The organism is Anaeromyxobacter sp. Fw109-5 (assembly GCF_000017505.1).
Taxonomy (GTDB): Bacteria; Myxococcota; Myxococcia; order Myxococcales; family Anaeromyxobacteraceae; genus Anaeromyxobacter.
Map to the genome: position 1 here is coordinate 1,539,011 of NC_009675.1, position 13,715 is coordinate 1,552,725.

General features: G+C 73.4%; 13 protein-coding genes. 6 read left to right on the plus strand and 7 right to left on the minus strand.

Annotated elements, in window-relative coordinates; translation table 11 throughout:
• Window positions 1-260 precede the first annotated feature (260 nt).
• On the plus strand, window positions 261-779 hold the full coding sequence (locus ANAE109_RS06925; RefSeq protein ID WP_011985673.1) for a DUF507 family protein: 519 nt from the start codon (window positions 261-263) through the stop codon (window positions 777-779).
• A gap of 163 nt (window positions 780-942) precedes the next feature.
• Here the strand turns inward: ANAE109_RS06925 and ANAE109_RS06930 are convergent, their stop codons facing one another.
• From ANAE109_RS06930 to ANAE109_RS06940, 3 genes are all read right to left on the minus strand, one after another.
• Window positions 943-1,704 (minus strand): DUF3108 domain-containing protein, encoded by a 762-nt coding sequence (locus ANAE109_RS06930; RefSeq protein WP_011985674.1) that lies wholly within the window; start codon window positions 1,702-1,704, stop codon window positions 943-945.
• The gene (locus ANAE109_RS06935; RefSeq protein ID WP_011985675.1) at window positions 1,701-3,389 is read right to left on the minus strand and encodes a DUF4091 domain-containing protein; all 1,689 of its coding nucleotides are present in this window, start codon (window positions 3,387-3,389) and stop codon (window positions 1,701-1,703) included. The genes ANAE109_RS06930 and ANAE109_RS06935 overlap by 4 nt, the downstream gene beginning before the upstream one ends.
• A 175-nt stretch (window positions 3,390-3,564) precedes the next feature.
• Window positions 3,565-4,317 carry a DUF3108 domain-containing protein gene (locus ANAE109_RS06940; protein WP_041448172.1) on the minus strand — a complete coding sequence of 251 codons (753 nt, stop codon included), beginning with the start codon at window positions 4,315-4,317 and terminating at the stop codon, window positions 3,565-3,567.
• Window positions 4,318-4,657: 340 nt separating this feature from the next.
• Here ANAE109_RS06940 and ANAE109_RS06945 point away from each other — a divergent pair, with 340 nt between their 5' ends.
• Entirely contained in the window at window positions 4,658-4,876 is a 219-nt protein-coding gene (locus ANAE109_RS06945) for a hypothetical protein (RefSeq protein ID WP_011985677.1), read from the plus strand.
• 15 nt (window positions 4,877-4,891) lie between these two features.
• Here ANAE109_RS06945 and ANAE109_RS06950 read toward each other — a convergent pair whose 3' ends face one another.
• From ANAE109_RS06950 to ANAE109_RS06960, 3 genes are read right to left on the minus strand one after another with little or no spacing between them, the layout of a single operon-like run.
• Entirely contained in the window at window positions 4,892-5,533 is a 642-nt protein-coding gene (locus tag ANAE109_RS06950; protein WP_011985678.1) for a YggS family pyridoxal phosphate-dependent enzyme, read from the minus strand.
• Window positions 5,530-6,147 carry a nucleoside triphosphate pyrophosphatase gene (locus ANAE109_RS06955; protein ID WP_011985679.1) on the minus strand — a complete coding sequence of 206 codons (618 nt, stop codon included), beginning with the start codon at window positions 6,145-6,147 and terminating at the stop codon, window positions 5,530-5,532. The genes ANAE109_RS06950 and ANAE109_RS06955 overlap by 4 nt, the downstream gene beginning before the upstream one ends.
• Window positions 6,148-6,154: 7 nt before the next feature.
• The gene (locus ANAE109_RS06960; protein ID WP_011985680.1) at window positions 6,155-7,726 is read right to left on the minus strand and encodes a peptidylprolyl isomerase; all 1,572 of its coding nucleotides are present in this window, start codon (window positions 7,724-7,726) and stop codon (window positions 6,155-6,157) included.
• Window positions 7,727-7,840: 114 nt separating this feature from the next.
• Here ANAE109_RS06960 and mreC point away from each other — a divergent pair, with 114 nt between their 5' ends.
• Genes mreC through rodA form a run of 4 tightly spaced genes read left to right on the plus strand, consistent with a single transcriptional unit; the run spans window position 7,841 to window position 12,772 of the window.
• Entirely contained in the window at window positions 7,841-8,722 is an 882-nt protein-coding gene (gene mreC / locus ANAE109_RS06965; protein WP_234945261.1) for a rod shape-determining protein MreC, read from the plus strand.
• A complete protein-coding gene (locus tag ANAE109_RS06970; RefSeq protein ID WP_011985682.1) occupies window positions 8,719-9,228 on the plus strand; it encodes a hypothetical protein in 510 nt (169 codons plus the stop codon). The genes mreC and ANAE109_RS06970 overlap by 4 nt, the downstream gene beginning before the upstream one ends.
• Window positions 9,229-9,234: 6 nt before the next feature.
• Window positions 9,235-11,661, plus strand: coding sequence for a penicillin-binding protein 2 (gene mrdA, locus ANAE109_RS06975; protein WP_011985683.1), 2,427 nt, complete (start codon window positions 9,235-9,237; stop codon window positions 11,659-11,661).
• Window positions 11,651-12,772, plus strand: coding sequence for a rod shape-determining protein RodA (rodA, locus tag ANAE109_RS06980; RefSeq protein WP_011985684.1), 1,122 nt, complete (start codon window positions 11,651-11,653; stop codon window positions 12,770-12,772). The genes mrdA and rodA overlap by 11 nt, the downstream gene beginning before the upstream one ends.
• A 285-nt stretch (window positions 12,773-13,057) precedes the next feature.
• Here rodA and trxA read toward each other — a convergent pair whose 3' ends face one another.
• Window positions 13,058-13,390: a thioredoxin gene (trxA, locus tag ANAE109_RS06985; protein ID WP_011985685.1), complete on the minus strand. Its 333-nt coding sequence runs from the start codon at window positions 13,388-13,390 to the stop codon at window positions 13,058-13,060.
• Between the last annotated feature and the right edge of the window lie 325 nt (window positions 13,391-13,715).

Here is a 13,715-nt window from a genome sequence, read left to right on the forward strand (position 1 = left end):
CTCGTCGTCTCCGGGTGGCGCCGCGCGCCTCCGCGGGGGCCGGTCGAGGGACGGGGAGCGCCTCCGTGCCCGTGAGGGGACGGGCCCACGGGGGCGGGTGGCGGGGCCCCGGATCGCGTGGAACCATGCTGCAGCCGAGGCCTTTTTTTCTTGCCACCCCTGGCGGCCGGGGTTTATACGGCTTTACCTTTTGTTTCGCGGTCTTCGCAACGGCACTCGGCCCGCGGCGCGGTCCGCGGCCGTCCAGGCGAGGAACATCCATGCGGCTTTACCCCAAGGTCATCCCCACGATCGCCCGCGAGGTCATCCAGACCCTCATGCAGGACGGCGACATCGAGGTCGAGACCCTGCGCATCGCCGACGCCGAGATGGACATGGCGGCGATCATGAAGGAGTACCTCGCCGCCGAGGAGCGCGTGAACGCCGCGACCCGCGAGGCGCTGGAGCGCCGCGGCTACGATCACTCCAAGTTCAGCCAGGTGAAGCGCGAGATGGCGGACGTCCGCGGCTTCAAGATGGGCGACGAGGGGATCGAGTACGTCATCGGCCAGATGATCGAGTTCCTCCTCATCTCGCGGAACGTCGAGGAGGTCTACTCCGAGGATCACGCCCTCCGGAAGAAGGTCTTCGGCATCTTCAAGAAGCACCTCGACGTCGACGACGAGATCGATCGCGAGGCGCGCGCCCGCCTGAAGCACCTGCAGGAGGGGACCAGCGCCTGGGACGTCGAGTATCAGAAGACGGTCGAGCTCCTCCGCCGCTCCCGCGGCCTGATCTGATCCGCCGGGGACTGCGTCCCCCCCAGCAGCCGCGCCGCAGTGAGTCCACGCCCGCGGACGCGGCGCGCGGGGTCTCCTCGCCGGCGAGGCCTCTCGAGCTGCCCTCCGGGATTCACTTCGGGTGACTGGCGTGAGCCGCCGCGAACGCGCGCGGCGCGAGCGGTCAGCGCGCGCCCCGCACCGACGCGAGCTCGGCGCGGACGGACCCGAGATCGATCTCCGACGTCGCGGCCACCAGCAGGCGCCGCGCGTCCCGCGTGATCCAGAGCGTGATCGGGCGCGGGCGCGCGTCGGGGCGATCGACACGGCGCGCGACCGCGTCGAGCCGCAGGGTGTCGAAGTCCCCGGCCGGCGTCTCCACTCGCTCCGGCTCCGCGGCGACGCTCCCCTCCACGTGCCAGAAGCGGCGGACCGCGATCATGTCGAAGCAGAACGGCTCGCCCGGCGCGAGCCGCGCCGCGCGCAGGTAGTACACGGCGGAGAGCGCGTCGAGCACCTCGCCCGTCGCGCCGTAGGTCGTCTCGCTCGGGCGATCCCCCCTGCGGGTGAAGATGGTGATCCGCTCGGCGTCCTCCGGGATCCGCGTGTCGCTCGTCTTGCGGACGCCGGCGTCGTCGAGGTCGTCGAGGTAGCGCTCGGGCAGCAGCGTGCCGACGTCGATCCACGAGAGCGCCACGCCCGCGAACCTCCGGATGGCGTCGAGGGGCGCGCTGGTGCGGGCGCGGGCCCGGAGCGGGACGATGCGCCCGCCGGACATGGGCCGCTCCACCGAGAGCTGGAGCGTGCCCGCCTTCAGCGCCCCGAGGATGGCCAGCTGGAGCTCGAGCGTCTCGCCCGCGCGCCACGGGCGCTGGCCGTCCGAGAGCGGCGGCAGCCCGCAGGCGGGGCCGGCCGCGAGCGTCAGGGCGACGATCGGCCCGATCACCGGCGCGCTCCGTGCTGCGCCGCCGCGAGCGTCCGCCGGGCGAGCGCCTCGCCGAGCGCGAAGCGCGCGTCGAGCCACGGCCGCGGCGCGCGCTCGAACCCGCGGGCGGTCGGGATCAGCCGCGCCGCGGTCCTCTGCGCGAGCGCGCCGAGCCCGGCGGCGTCGGCCATGCGCAGCAGCTCCACGTCCTCGAGGGCGTCTCGGATGACCTTGAGCCGGATCGACTCCACCGGGAACCCGTGCTCGCCGCCGAGCTCCGCCGGCCGGCCGGGGTAGAGGAGCGTCCCGTCCCCGTTCCCCGCGAAGGCGCGGACGTCGTGCCAGGGGTCCGCGTCGATCCAGGCGTGCAGCACGTCGTAGTAGAGCTCGCCCGAGAGCCCGCGCCGCCAGCCGAGCCACGGCACCGCGCGAGCGGCGGTGGCCGGGCGGTCGATGGCGTACCCGGGCCAGCCGCGGAAGTCGCGCAGCATCGCCGTGCGGGTCGGCCCGCCGGGGGGGATCTCGTCGCAGCCGTGGGACATGCACGAGGCGTAGGAGAACGAGACGCCGCGCTCCGGACGCTCCGGCGCCAGCGTGAGGTTCGGCGCGAACGCGTCGACCGCGCCGGCGAGCGCGGGATGAGGCGCCAGCGTCGCGAACACCCGGATCCCGGCCTGCCGGGCGAGGCGGGCGCGACGGCGCAGCTCGGGGAACTGCTCGGGCCGCGGCTCGTCGAGCGTGTAGAGCCAGAGCCGGTCGCCCCAGCCGCGCGCGTCGAAGTGACGCTTCCAGGCGCGGAGCGTCGCGGCGAGGTCCTGCTCCGGTCCGTCCCAGACCTTCGCGGAGATCCGCACCTCGGCGAACGTGCCCTTCACCCCCGGCACCAGCGTGCCGTCGAGCACCGGGCCGAGCTCGGCGTCGAAGCGCGACCAGTCGAGGTCGCAGCGGCGCGCCGTGCAGGTGCCGTCCGGCGGATCGGCCGAGAGCGTATAGGGCGAGATCCGGTGGCGCAGGAGCACCGCAGCCAGGGCGCGCCCGAGCTCCGGATCGTCCGGGCGCCCCAGCGCGCGCGTACCGACGCGCGTGGGGAGCCCGAAGGCCGCGGTGAAGGTCCCGGTGGCGGGGAGCGCGAACGGCCAGACACGCAGGCGTACCGGCACGGCCGCCAGCGCGCGATCGCCGTCCCGGAGGCGCACCTCGCCTCGGTACTCGCCCGGCGCCGCGCCGGCTGGGACGCAGACCTCCACCCAGATCGCCTGCAGGCGCCCGGACGCGACCTCCACGGGGAACGCACGGCGAGCCTCGCCGAAGAAGGCATCGCGCGCCGGCACGAGCGGGTCCGGCCACTCGCCCGCGGTGCCCTCGGGACCCGACCCGCGGGGGAGCGCGAGCGTCGCCACCCGGTAGAGCTGCACCGAGACGGCGCCGGGCCCGCGGAGCGGCGCGGCCGCGGCCGAGAGCAACGCGATCCGGTGGGTCGCGCGAACCGCGATCTGGGCGGACTCGCACTCTCCGCGGGCCGCGACGAGCGAGACCTGGCGCTGCCCGGGGACGGGATCCCCCGGCCGCAGCTTCTCGAGCCCGCTCGCGACCCCGATCTCGACCGGGGCACCGCGGGAGGCGGCCGGTGCAGCCGCCGCCGACGACCGGACGGGAGTGCTCCCCGAGCACGCCGCGAGGAGGAGGAGGGGAAGGGCGGCACGCATCGACGCGAAGTTGCGATGCGGCGCCCGGGGATGCAACGCGCGGCTCGGCCGGGGCGTGCAGGAGACGCGGCGCGCGACGTCGCCACGGAGTGGACGCGCACGCGCGCCGCCGAGGCGCCTCCCGCAGCAGTCGGGCCCCGATGCCCGGGATCGTAGCGGAGCCCGGAGCGGCGCGTCAGCGCGCGGCGACCTCGCCGCCCGGGGTGTACCTGCTCAGCTCCGCGACGATGCTCCCCACCGCGAAGTCCGCCTCGGCGCGGAGCAGCACGTGCCGCCCGTCGTCGGAGAGCCACATCCACGAGTCGCGCTTGGTCGAGAACTTCCCCTGGAGCGCGGTGCCGATCTTCACCTTGAGCCCGGGGAACGTGCCCGCGGGCGTCTCGACCTGCTCGCGGCCGACGACCTCGGCCACGAGCGTGAACTGGTGGGTGCCGGACGCGACCGGGACGTCGAAGCGGCGGCCGACGGCGAGCGGCTGGAGTCGCAGCCACATGAACGCGCTCGTCAGGTCCTGCACGTCGCGCGGGACGTCGATGGTCTTCTCCTTCTTCTTGCCCTTGCGCTGGACCGTGACCGTCGCCTGACCGCGCTCGCGGTCGAAGCGCGCGCTGTCCTGGTGGAAGTCGCCCACCTCGTACGCCTTGAGGTCGGACCCACGGGTGAGCCGCGTGCGCGCATCCCAGTAGCTGACGAGGTGCTCGCGGATGTCGATGAGCCCTGCGATGCCCTGGGTCTTGGCCTGGAAGATCACCGGCCAGATGTCGCCCTCCGGCTTGCCGACCACGATCCGTCCCTCGCCGGTGGGCAGGCTGAGATACGTGATCCGGAACACGGTCTCCTCGCCCGGAGCGAACCCCCGCGCCGCCGCGGGGGCGACGAGGAGGGCGAGGGCGAGGGCGAGGGCGAGGGTGGCGAGGCGCTGGTGCAAGTAGGCTCCCGTTTCCGCGTAGGAGTTCGTTCCGCGAGGGACCGGTTCAGCAAGCGGGGTGCCATCTTCGGCCACCCCCGGTTTTCCGGCCATCCGGCGGTCCCACCGCGCCGCGCAGCGGCACGACTGCGACACGGGTGTCGGTTTCCCGCACGCTCCCCGCGGATCGCGTGCTCCCGCCGCATACAATGGAGCGCGGCCGGACGCTATTCCGCGGCCGAAACTCACGCTGAGTCCTACATCGGAGCCTCGGCGCTCGCTCGCACGCTCGCCGTCCCTGGCGTACGCTCCTGCCCGGCACGGCGCCCGGCGTGGCGGGCGCGCAGGGAAGGGGCGGACGATGGGCATCGATCCGGGGAACGACGAAGACGAGCAGCCCGAGGGGGAGGACGCGGGGAGGGGACGGCGCTTCGGCGACTTCGACTGCCCCGACTGCTCTGCGAACAACCCGTGGGACGACGGCTTCGGCGGCGGCGACGAGATCCGCTGCTTCTACTGCGGCCAGGAGTTCCGCGCGGACGTGAACGACTCGGGCCGGCTGCGGCTCAAGCCGGTCTGAGTCGTTGGCGCGAGCTCAACCCGCCCTGGGCGCGCGCGCACCGAAGATCGCCGACCCGATCCGCACGAACGTCGCGCCTTCCTCGACGGCGACGCGCCAGTCGCCGCTCATGCCCATCGACAGCTCGCGGACGCCGAGCGCGTCCCGCAGGGCGCGCAGGGCGCGGAAGTGCGGGCGCGGGTCGTCTTCCGGCGGCGGGATGCCCATCACGCCGACGAGCTCGAGCGAGGGCAGGTCGCGGATCGCGGCCGCGAGCGCGGGGACCTCGCCGGGCGCGCAGCCCGCCTTCGAGGCCTCGCCGCCGGTGTTCACCTCGACGAAGACCCGCGCGACCGCGCCCTTCTGGGCGAAGCGGCGCGAGAGCTCGCGGGCGAGCTCCTCGCGATCCACGGTGTGCACGTAGGCGACGCGGCCGGCGAGGTACTTCACCTTGTTCGTCTGCAGGGCGCCGATGAAGTGCCAGCGGAGCTCCGGCAGGTCGGCGAGCGCGTCCGCCTTCTCGCGCCATTCCTGCGCGTAGTTCTCGCCGAAGTCGCGCTGACCCGCCTCGTACGCCTCGCGGATCGCCGCGGCGGGCTGCGTCTTCGAGACCGCCACCAGCGTCACGCCGGCGGGGAGGTCCGCCCGCAGCGCGGCGAGGCGCGCGGCGACGCTCACGGCGCTCCCCCGCCCTGCGCCGGGCCGCCGGGCGCGTCCCAGGGGAGGGGGTGGCCGGCGCGGCGGAGCAGCTCGGCGGTCTCCGCGAGCGGCAGGCCGACGACGTTGGAGACGCTCCCCTCCACGCCGAGGACGAACGCTCCCCCGACGCCCTGGATGGCGTAGGCGCCGGCCTTGTCCAGCGGCTCGCCGGTCGCGACGTACCAGGAGATCTCGGCGGGCCCGAGCGGCGCGAAGCGCACCGCCGTCGACACCACCGCGTCGAGCTCCACGGCGGACCCGCGGCCGGGGCGGCGCCGGACGCAGACGCCCGTCAGCACCTCGTGGGCGGTGCCGGACAGCGCTGCGAGCATGCGGCGCGCGTCCTCCGCGTCGCGGGGCTTGCCGAGCACCTCCCCCCGGAGCACCACGGCGGTGTCGGCCGCGAGGACGAGCTCCCCCTCCACGGCGCGCGCCTTCTCGCGGGCGACCCGCAGGACGTAGGCGCGAGCGGGCTCCCCCGGGTGCACCGACTCGTCGGTGTTCGCCGGGCGCACCTCGTGGGCGACGCCGAGCTGGTCGAGCAGCTCGCGCCGGCGCGGGCTCTGCGACGCGAGGACGAGCCGGAACGCCATGGGAGGCCTACTGCGCGGCGGCGGCGCTCCCGAGCAGCGAGAGGTTGCGCTCGATCTCGGCGTCCTTGCGGAGGCCCTCGAGCCACCGCGAGACCACCTGCGCCTCCTTCTCGTTGCGCAGCCGCTCGGCCACCTGGTCCCGCGCGCCCTCGAACGCCTTCTCGTCCGGCGTCTCGCGCGCGGTCACCACCGCGACGACCGGCCCGGCGGGCAGGTCGTACACCTTCGGGAGGACCTCGCCGGCCTTCGCCGCGCGGGCGGCGCCGACGAGCTCGGCCGCTGGGCCCAGCTTCGGCACGAACGGGCTCGAGGCGGTGAACGTGCCCGTCTCCTCGGCGGCGATCGTCTGGCCGCCGACCTTCACGGGCGTCGCCTTCGCCTTCTTGGCCGCCTCCGCGTCCGGGAACTGCTGGGCGAGCGGCTTGCCGCTGCGGGCGGCGGCGTGCGCGGCCTGGGCGCGCTCGGCGGCGAGCTTGCGCGCCCGGTCCTGCTGGAGGAGCTCGCGCGCGATGTCCAGGCGGGCGTCGGCGAGCGAGACCTTCTTGGCCGGGACGACCTCCTCCGCCTTGACGAGGTGCCAGCCGGAGGCGCTGCGGACCGGCGCCGAGACCTGCCCCTGCTCGAGGGCGAGCGCCGCCTTCGCGAACTGCTCGTCGAACAGGCCCTCGGTCACGAAGCCGAGATCCCCGCCGCGGGCCTTCGTCCCCTCGTCGTCGGAGAGCGCCGCGACGACCTTCTCGAAGGCCTCGCCCTGCTTCACGCGGGCGGCGGCCTCCTCGATCTTCTTCCGCGCCGCCGCGTCGTCCGCGCCCGGGGTCACGCGCGCGAGGACGTGGCGCACCCGGACCTTCTTCTGCTGGTCGAAGCGGGCGGCGTTGTCCTTGTGGAACTGCTCGATGCGCGCGCCGTCCTTCTCCGCGAACGCCTTCACCTCGGCGTCGGAGGGCTTCACCTCGGCCTGGAAGGCGGCGAGCGGGAAGCGGACGAACGAGAGCGAGAGCTTGTCGGCGTCGGCCTGCCACGCCTCCTTGACCTCGGCGCCGGAGACCTTCACCGTCTCGCCGACGGCGGCGAGCATCTTGCCGTAGAGGAGCTGCTCGCGGTACCAGCTCTCGAACTTGGCGGGCGACCCGAAGTTCTGGCGCGCCGCCGCCTCGTAGGTCTCGAAGTGGAAGGCACCGCTCCGGTGGAAGGCGGGGATCGCGTGGATGGCGCTCGAGAGCTCCTCGTCGGAGACGACGATGCCGCGCTCCTTCGCCTCCTGGATCACCAGCTCGCGATCGACGAGCTGGCTCAGCGCCTGCTCGGCCAGGCCGAGCTGGGCCGCGAGCTCGCGGGTGAACCCGCCGCCCATCTGCGACTGGTAGAGGTCGTACAGCTGCGAGTACTGCCGCTCCCACTCCACCGCCGGGATGGTCTTCCCGTTGACCTTCGCGGCGTAGGAGGCTCCCGCCCCCGCGCAGCCGCCGCCCTGGTTGAGGCTGCCCGGACCGAAGCTGATCACGAACACGAGGATGATCGCCCCGAGGAAGATCCAGGTGATGATGCCGCCCTTGTTTGCCCGCAGGCCTTCCAGCATGAACCGGTGCTCCGAGTTGTTGTAGGTCGGCAGCCCCGCGTGGGAGGGGGCGCCGCGAAGTTGAACACCCTAGTCGAAATGGGCTAAAATGCAAGGGTTTCTGGCCCCGCCGGAGTGTCCGTGTTCGCACTGCTGAGGCGGTACCGCGAGCTCATCCTCGTCGCGGTGCTGCTCGTCGTACCGCTCGGTGTCTACTTCGCGCACGCGAGGAAGCCGAGCGAGCGCTCGAGGCTCGATCGCGCCATCCTGTGGCTCACCACCCCGGTGGAGCGGGCCGTGGGCTGGACGGTCTCGGGCGCGGTCGGCGCGTGGGACGGGTATCTCGCGCTCCGTCACGCGCGCGAGAAGGCGACGGCGCTGTCTCAGAAGGTGAACGAGCTCGAGATCGAGCGGCAGCAGCTCCTCGCGGAGCGGGCGGAGGTGGAGCGCCTGCGGAAGCTGCTCGGGTTCGCGCAGGCGTCGCCGGACCGCAAGTACGTCGGCGGACGGATCGTGGGCGTTCGGCTCGCGCCCGCGGGGCTCCAGGTCGTGACGATCGATCGCGGCGCCGAGGACGGCGTGGAGAAGTTGATGCCGGTCGTGGTCGCCGACGGAGTGGTGGGGCGCGTCCACGCGGTCTCCGCGCACACGGCGGACGTGCTCGTGGTCACCGACCGCAACAGCTCGATCGCCGCGGTGGTGGAGCGCACGCGCGCCCGCGCCAACGTGCGGGGGCTCGGCAAGCCGGACGCGTGCAAGCTCGACTACGCGCTGCGCGTCGAGGACATGATCGAGGGCGACGTGCTCGTCACCTCGGGCACCGACGGCGTGTTCCCGCGCGGCCTCCCCATCGGCAAGGTGACGAAGCTCGAGCGGAACCAGCACGGTCTGTTCCAGGAGGCGCGCGTGGTCCCCTCGGTCGACGTCACTCGCCTCGAGGAGGTGCTCGTGGTCACCGACTGGGAGCGGACCGCGGACATCCTCCCGGCCGCCTACGTGCCCGGACACGCCCCGTGAAGCCCCTCGCGCACGTCGTCTTCGCCCTCCTCCTCGCCGCCCTGCAGTCCGCCGTCCTCCGCTGGGCCGGGGGCGGGGGCTTCTCCGTCCTGCTCCTCGCCGCCTGCGTGGTCTACCTCGGCCTCCACGGCGGCAACGTGGAGGGCTCGGTGGCCGCGGCGGGGATCGGGTACGTGCTCGACCTCGTGACCGGCTCGCCCAAGGGGCTCATGACCTTCCTCGCGGTCCTCCTCTTCGTCCTCGTGCGCGCGGTGAGCGCGGGCTTCGACGTCCGGGGCAGGAGCGGGTTCGCGCTGCTCTCGGGGGCCGGCGCCCTCGTGCTGTCCCTGGGCGCGCTCGTGCTCACGCGCCTCACCGCCACGCCCGAGACGGCGCCGGGCCTGGGGCTCCTGCCGCGCATGCTCCTCGAGGCCGTCCTGACGGCGCTCGCCGCGCCGCTGCTCTACCCGGGACTCCGGCTGGTGGACCGGCTGTTCCACCGCGAGGAGCACGGGCTCCTCCGCTGACACGCGATGTCACTCATTCCTCCCAGCGCGCCGGGGACGGCGCAGAAGGACTTCCGGCCGCGGCTCGCCTGGGCGACGGGGCTCGCGGTCCTGACGTTCCTCACGCTCGTCGGGCGGCTGTACCTGCTGCAGATCCTGAAGGGCGACGAGTACAAGGAGAAGGCCGAGGAGAACTTCGTGAAGGAGATCCGCCAGCCGGCGGATCGCGGCCACGTCCTCGACCGTCACGGCCGCATCCTCGTCGACTCGCGCCCCTCGTACGACGTGACGCTGACGCCGTACTTCTGCGGGAAGCAGTGCGACGAGGTCCTCTCGCGCCTCGCGACCATGCTGGCGATGACGCCGGAGGAGGTGGAGCGGGCGCGGGGGCAGCTCGCCGGCGCCCGGAAGCTCGAGCGGTTCCGGCCCTTCACGGTGAAGGTCGACATCGCGCGCGAGGAGCTGGACCTCTTCCTCGCGCGCCAGATGGATCTGCCCGGCGTCGACGTGCAGGCGATCCCGCACCGGAACTACCGGTTCGGCGGGCTCGGCGGGCACCTCATCGGCTACATGAACGAGGCCGGCCCCGAGGAGCTGAAGCGGCTCAACGAGGAGGTGCAGCGCTCGGGCACGGGTCAGGGGCCGTACCTGCTCGGCGACTACACCGGGCGGCGCGGCCTCGAGCGGAGGTTCGAGCGGCAGCTGCGCGGCATCGACGGCAAGGAGCGCGTCCCGGTCGACGCGAAGGGGCGCCGGAAGGAGGACGCGGACGAGCTCATCCCCGAGGATCAGCGCGTCGTGCCGAGCGTCCCCGGGCACAACCTCGTGCTCTCGATCGACTGGCGCCTGCAGGAGGCGGCGGAGGCGGCGTTCCCCGCGACGGCGGGCGTCGTGCTCGCCATGGACGCGAAGACCGGGTTCCTCCTCGCCCTCGTCGACCGGCCCGCGCCGGACCCGAACAAGATGTCGGGCCGCATCACCTCGGCGGAGCTCGCCGCCATCCACTCCGACCCGCTGGAGCCCGAGCTGTTCCGCGCGATCCAGCAGCACTACCACCCCGGCTCGACCTTCAAGGCGCTCACCGCGATCGCCGCGCTGGAGGAGAAGCACTACCACCCCGGCACCACCGTGTTCTGCCCGGGCCACTTCAAGATGGGCAGGCACCGCTGGCGGTGCGACAAGGACTCGGGGCACGGGTACGTCGACTTCGCGCACGCGCTCGGCGCGAGCTGCGACGTCTTCTTCTACGAGGCCGGCGCGCGGCTCGGCGCCGACGCCCTCGCGCGCTGGGCGCGCGAGTTCGGCCTGGGCGTGCCGACGGAGTTCGGGCTGCCGGGCGAGGTCCCCGGCGTCGTGCCCGACGTCGCCTGGCACGATCGCCACCTCCGCGGCGGCTACCAGCGCGGCATGCCGGTCAACCTCGCCATCGGGCAGGGCGACGTGAACGTGACGCCCATGCAGCAGGTCGTCTTCTACGGAGCCCTCGCCACGGGCATCGTCTGGAAGCCGCAGGTGGTGCTGCGCGTCGAGGACGCGGACGGGAAGGTGCTGCAGGAGTTCGCGCCCCAGGAGCGCAGCCGCCCGCAGGTGAAGAAGTCGACCCGCGACACGGTCATGAAGGGCCTGCTCGCCGCGGTCAACGAGCCCTACGGGACCGCCTACTGGCAGCGCATCAAGGAGTTCACCGTCGCCGGGAAGACGGGCACCGCCCAGGTCGTGAAGATGGGCAAGCGCCTGCGCGCCGACCAGGTGCCGTACTTCGAGCGCGACCACGCCTGGTTCGCGGCGTTCGCGCCGGCGGAGGACCCGGAGATCGTGGTGGTGGTGCTGAACGAGCACTCGGGGTTCGGCTCCACGAACGCCGCGCCGACCGCGATGGCGGTCATCCGCAAGTACCTGGAGCTGAAGGCGCAGGACGCCGCGGAGCGGGCCGGCGTCGCGCTCTCGCCGCCCGCGCTCGGGGCTGCCCCGGGCGCGGCCCCGGCGGCGACCGCTCCCGCCCCGGCGGCGGCCGTCGCGGGCCCCGCGGCCCTTCGCGGCGCGAAGCCCGCTCCGACGGGAGCTCCCGCGGCGGCTCCGCCGCCCAGCCGGGGCGCCCAGGTCGTCCCCACGCCGCTCGCCACCTCCGGCGCCGCGGCGGTGGCGCCCGCGGCGATGAAGCCGAAGGCTACGCCGGTCGAGGCGAAGAGCCCGCCGGCCGCGGCGAAGCCGAGCACGCCGGTCGAGGCGAAGCCGAGCACGCCGGCCCCGGCGAAGCCCAGCGCGCCGGTCGCGAAGCCGAGCCCGCCCGTCGAGACGGAGCCGGTCGCCCCGGCCGCCTCGAAGCCGCTCGCGCCGGAGGCCCCGCCGCTCGAGCCCGCTTCGCCGCCGGTCGCCGCTCCGGCGGGCGCGGCCCCGGCGGCTCCCACGCGGTCGCACGGCGAACGACAGGGAGGGAACGACGGTGGCGCCTGACGTCTCGCTCTCGGCGACGCCGCACCGGCGGCTGTTCGCCCACTTCCCCTGGCACCTCGCGTTCGTCACGCTCGCCATCTCGGCGATCGGCGTGTGGAACCTGGCGTCGGCGTCGCGGAGCGCCCACGCGCCGGTCTGGATCTCCCAGGCCGCGTGGATGGGGCTCGGCGTCCTCGTCGCGCTGTCCCTCACGCTGTTCGATCAGCGCACCTTCCACCGCTTCGCGTGGGTGTTCTACGCGGTGGTGATCGTCCTGCTGGTGCTCGTCTACGTGAAGGGCCGCTACGTGATGGGGGCGCGGCGCTGGCTCACCATCGGACCCGTGAACTTCCAGCCCTCCGAGCTCGCCAAGCTGTCCGTCGCGCTCGCGCTGGCGAGCTGGTTCCACGGCGACGCCGAGCGGCGCAAGGACGGCTACGGCCTCGTCGGCCTGCTCATCCCGTTCGCGATCATCCTCGTCCCGGCCGCGCTCGTGCTGAAGCAGCCGGACCTGGGCACCTCGCTCATCGTGATGTCCGTCGGCTTCACGCAGATCCTGTTCGCGCGGGTCCGCTGGAAGACGCTCGCGCTGCTCGCGGGCGTGGCGGTCGTCTCGGCGGGGCTCCTCTACCCGCACCTGAAGCCGTACCAGAAGAAGCGGGTGGAGACGTTCCTGAACCCCCAGTCGGACGTGCTCGGCGCGGGCTATCACGCCACGCAGTCGATGATCGCCGTCGGCTCCGGGCAGGCGCTCGGGAAGGGCTGGGGGCAGGGCACGCAGACGTACCTGTCGTTCCTCCCGGAGCAGCACACCGACTTCATCTTCTCGGTGTGGGCGGAGGAGCACGGGTTCCTGGGCTGCCTCCTGCTGCTCGCCCTCTACTTCGTGCTGGTCGCGAGCGCGATCGACATCTGCGGCAACGCGCGCGATCGCTTCGGCCACTTCCTCGCCGCTGGGCTCACCGGGATGCTCTTCTGGCACGTCGCCATCAACATCGGGATGGTGATCGGGCTCCTGCCGGTGGTGGGCGTGACGCTGCCGCTCATGAGCTACGGCGGCTCGTCCGTCATCGCGATCTACACCGGGATCGGGCTGCTCGCGAACGTCGGGATGCGACGGTTTGTCAATTAGACGGGGGACTGCGTCCCCCGCCCCAGCAGCGAAGCTGCTGGGGCCCCACCCCCTGCTCGGCGGGGCCCGTGAACCTGCGCGCCCGCTGGCGCGGGTACGCGCAGGTTCCCCGCCGGGAGGGGCTTCGCCCCTCCCCGCGCGTTGCGCGGGGCCCCTCCCGCAGGTTCCCCGCGCGTTGCGCGGCCCCTCCGGCAGTGAGGTTCGACCGCGAGACGCGAACGCCCGCGGTCCTCGAGGGGCCGCGGGCGTCGGAGCTCCAGGGGATCGGGAGCGGGAGGCAGTCCGTCAGCCGATCGCCTTCTTCAGGCTCTCCTCCAGCTTCGCCTTGGGGACGGCGCCGACGATGGTGTCGACCACGCGGCCGCCCTTGAACACGAGGAGGGTGGGGATGGAGCGGATGCCGTACTGCTGCGGGACGTTCTGGTGCTGGTCCACGTCCATCTTGGCGACCTTGACCTTGCCCTTGTACTGGCTCGCCAGCTCCTCGACCGTGGGGGCGATCGCCTTGCAGGGCCCACACCACACCGCCCAGAAGTCGACGAGGACGGGCACGTCGCTCTTCAGGACCTCCGTCTCGAAGGTGGAGTCCTGCAGGATGACGAGGTCGCTCGAGGCCATGTGTTCTCCTTACGCTCCGGTCGGTCGGGCGGTCTAATTAGCGGCACACCCCGATCCTGGCAAGCGCCTCGCGCGCCGTGGTAGGTTTCGCCCCATCGGTCACCTCCGCGCTCGATGACGCGCCCCGGCGGAGGCCGCGCCGCGATATCCTCTCCGACCATGGCAGGGCTCCACCTCGATCGCCGGGCGCGCCCGGTCCGCCTTGCCGCTGACCCGTCGAACCGTGCGGAGGGGGGTGCGGCACGATGCCGCTCTCGCCGCGCCGAGCGATCGGACCGGCGCCCGGCGAGCGGGCGGCCGGGCCGCTCGAAGGGCCGGCAATTGC

Coding starts and splice junctions, on each gene's coding strand:
- ANAE109_RS06925 (WP_011985673.1), top strand. CDS start 261: ATGCGGCTTTACCCCAAGGTCATCCCCACGATCGCCCGCGAGGTCATC.
- ANAE109_RS06935 (WP_011985675.1), bottom strand. CDS start 3,389: ATGCGTGCCGCCCTTCCCCTCCTCCTCCTCGCGGCGTGCTCGGGGAGC.
- ANAE109_RS06945 (WP_011985677.1), top strand. CDS start 4,658: ATGGGCATCGATCCGGGGAACGACGAAGACGAGCAGCCCGAGGGGGAG.
- ANAE109_RS06955 (WP_011985679.1), bottom strand. CDS start 6,147: ATGGCGTTCCGGCTCGTCCTCGCGTCGCAGAGCCCGCGCCGGCGCGAG.
- ANAE109_RS06960 (WP_011985680.1), bottom strand. CDS start 7,726: ATGCTGGAAGGCCTGCGGGCAAACAAGGGCGGCATCATCACCTGGATC.
- mrdA (WP_011985683.1), top strand. CDS start 9,235: ATGTCACTCATTCCTCCCAGCGCGCCGGGGACGGCGCAGAAGGACTTC.
- trxA (WP_011985685.1), bottom strand. CDS start 13,390: ATGGCCTCGAGCGACCTCGTCATCCTGCAGGACTCCACCTTCGAGACG.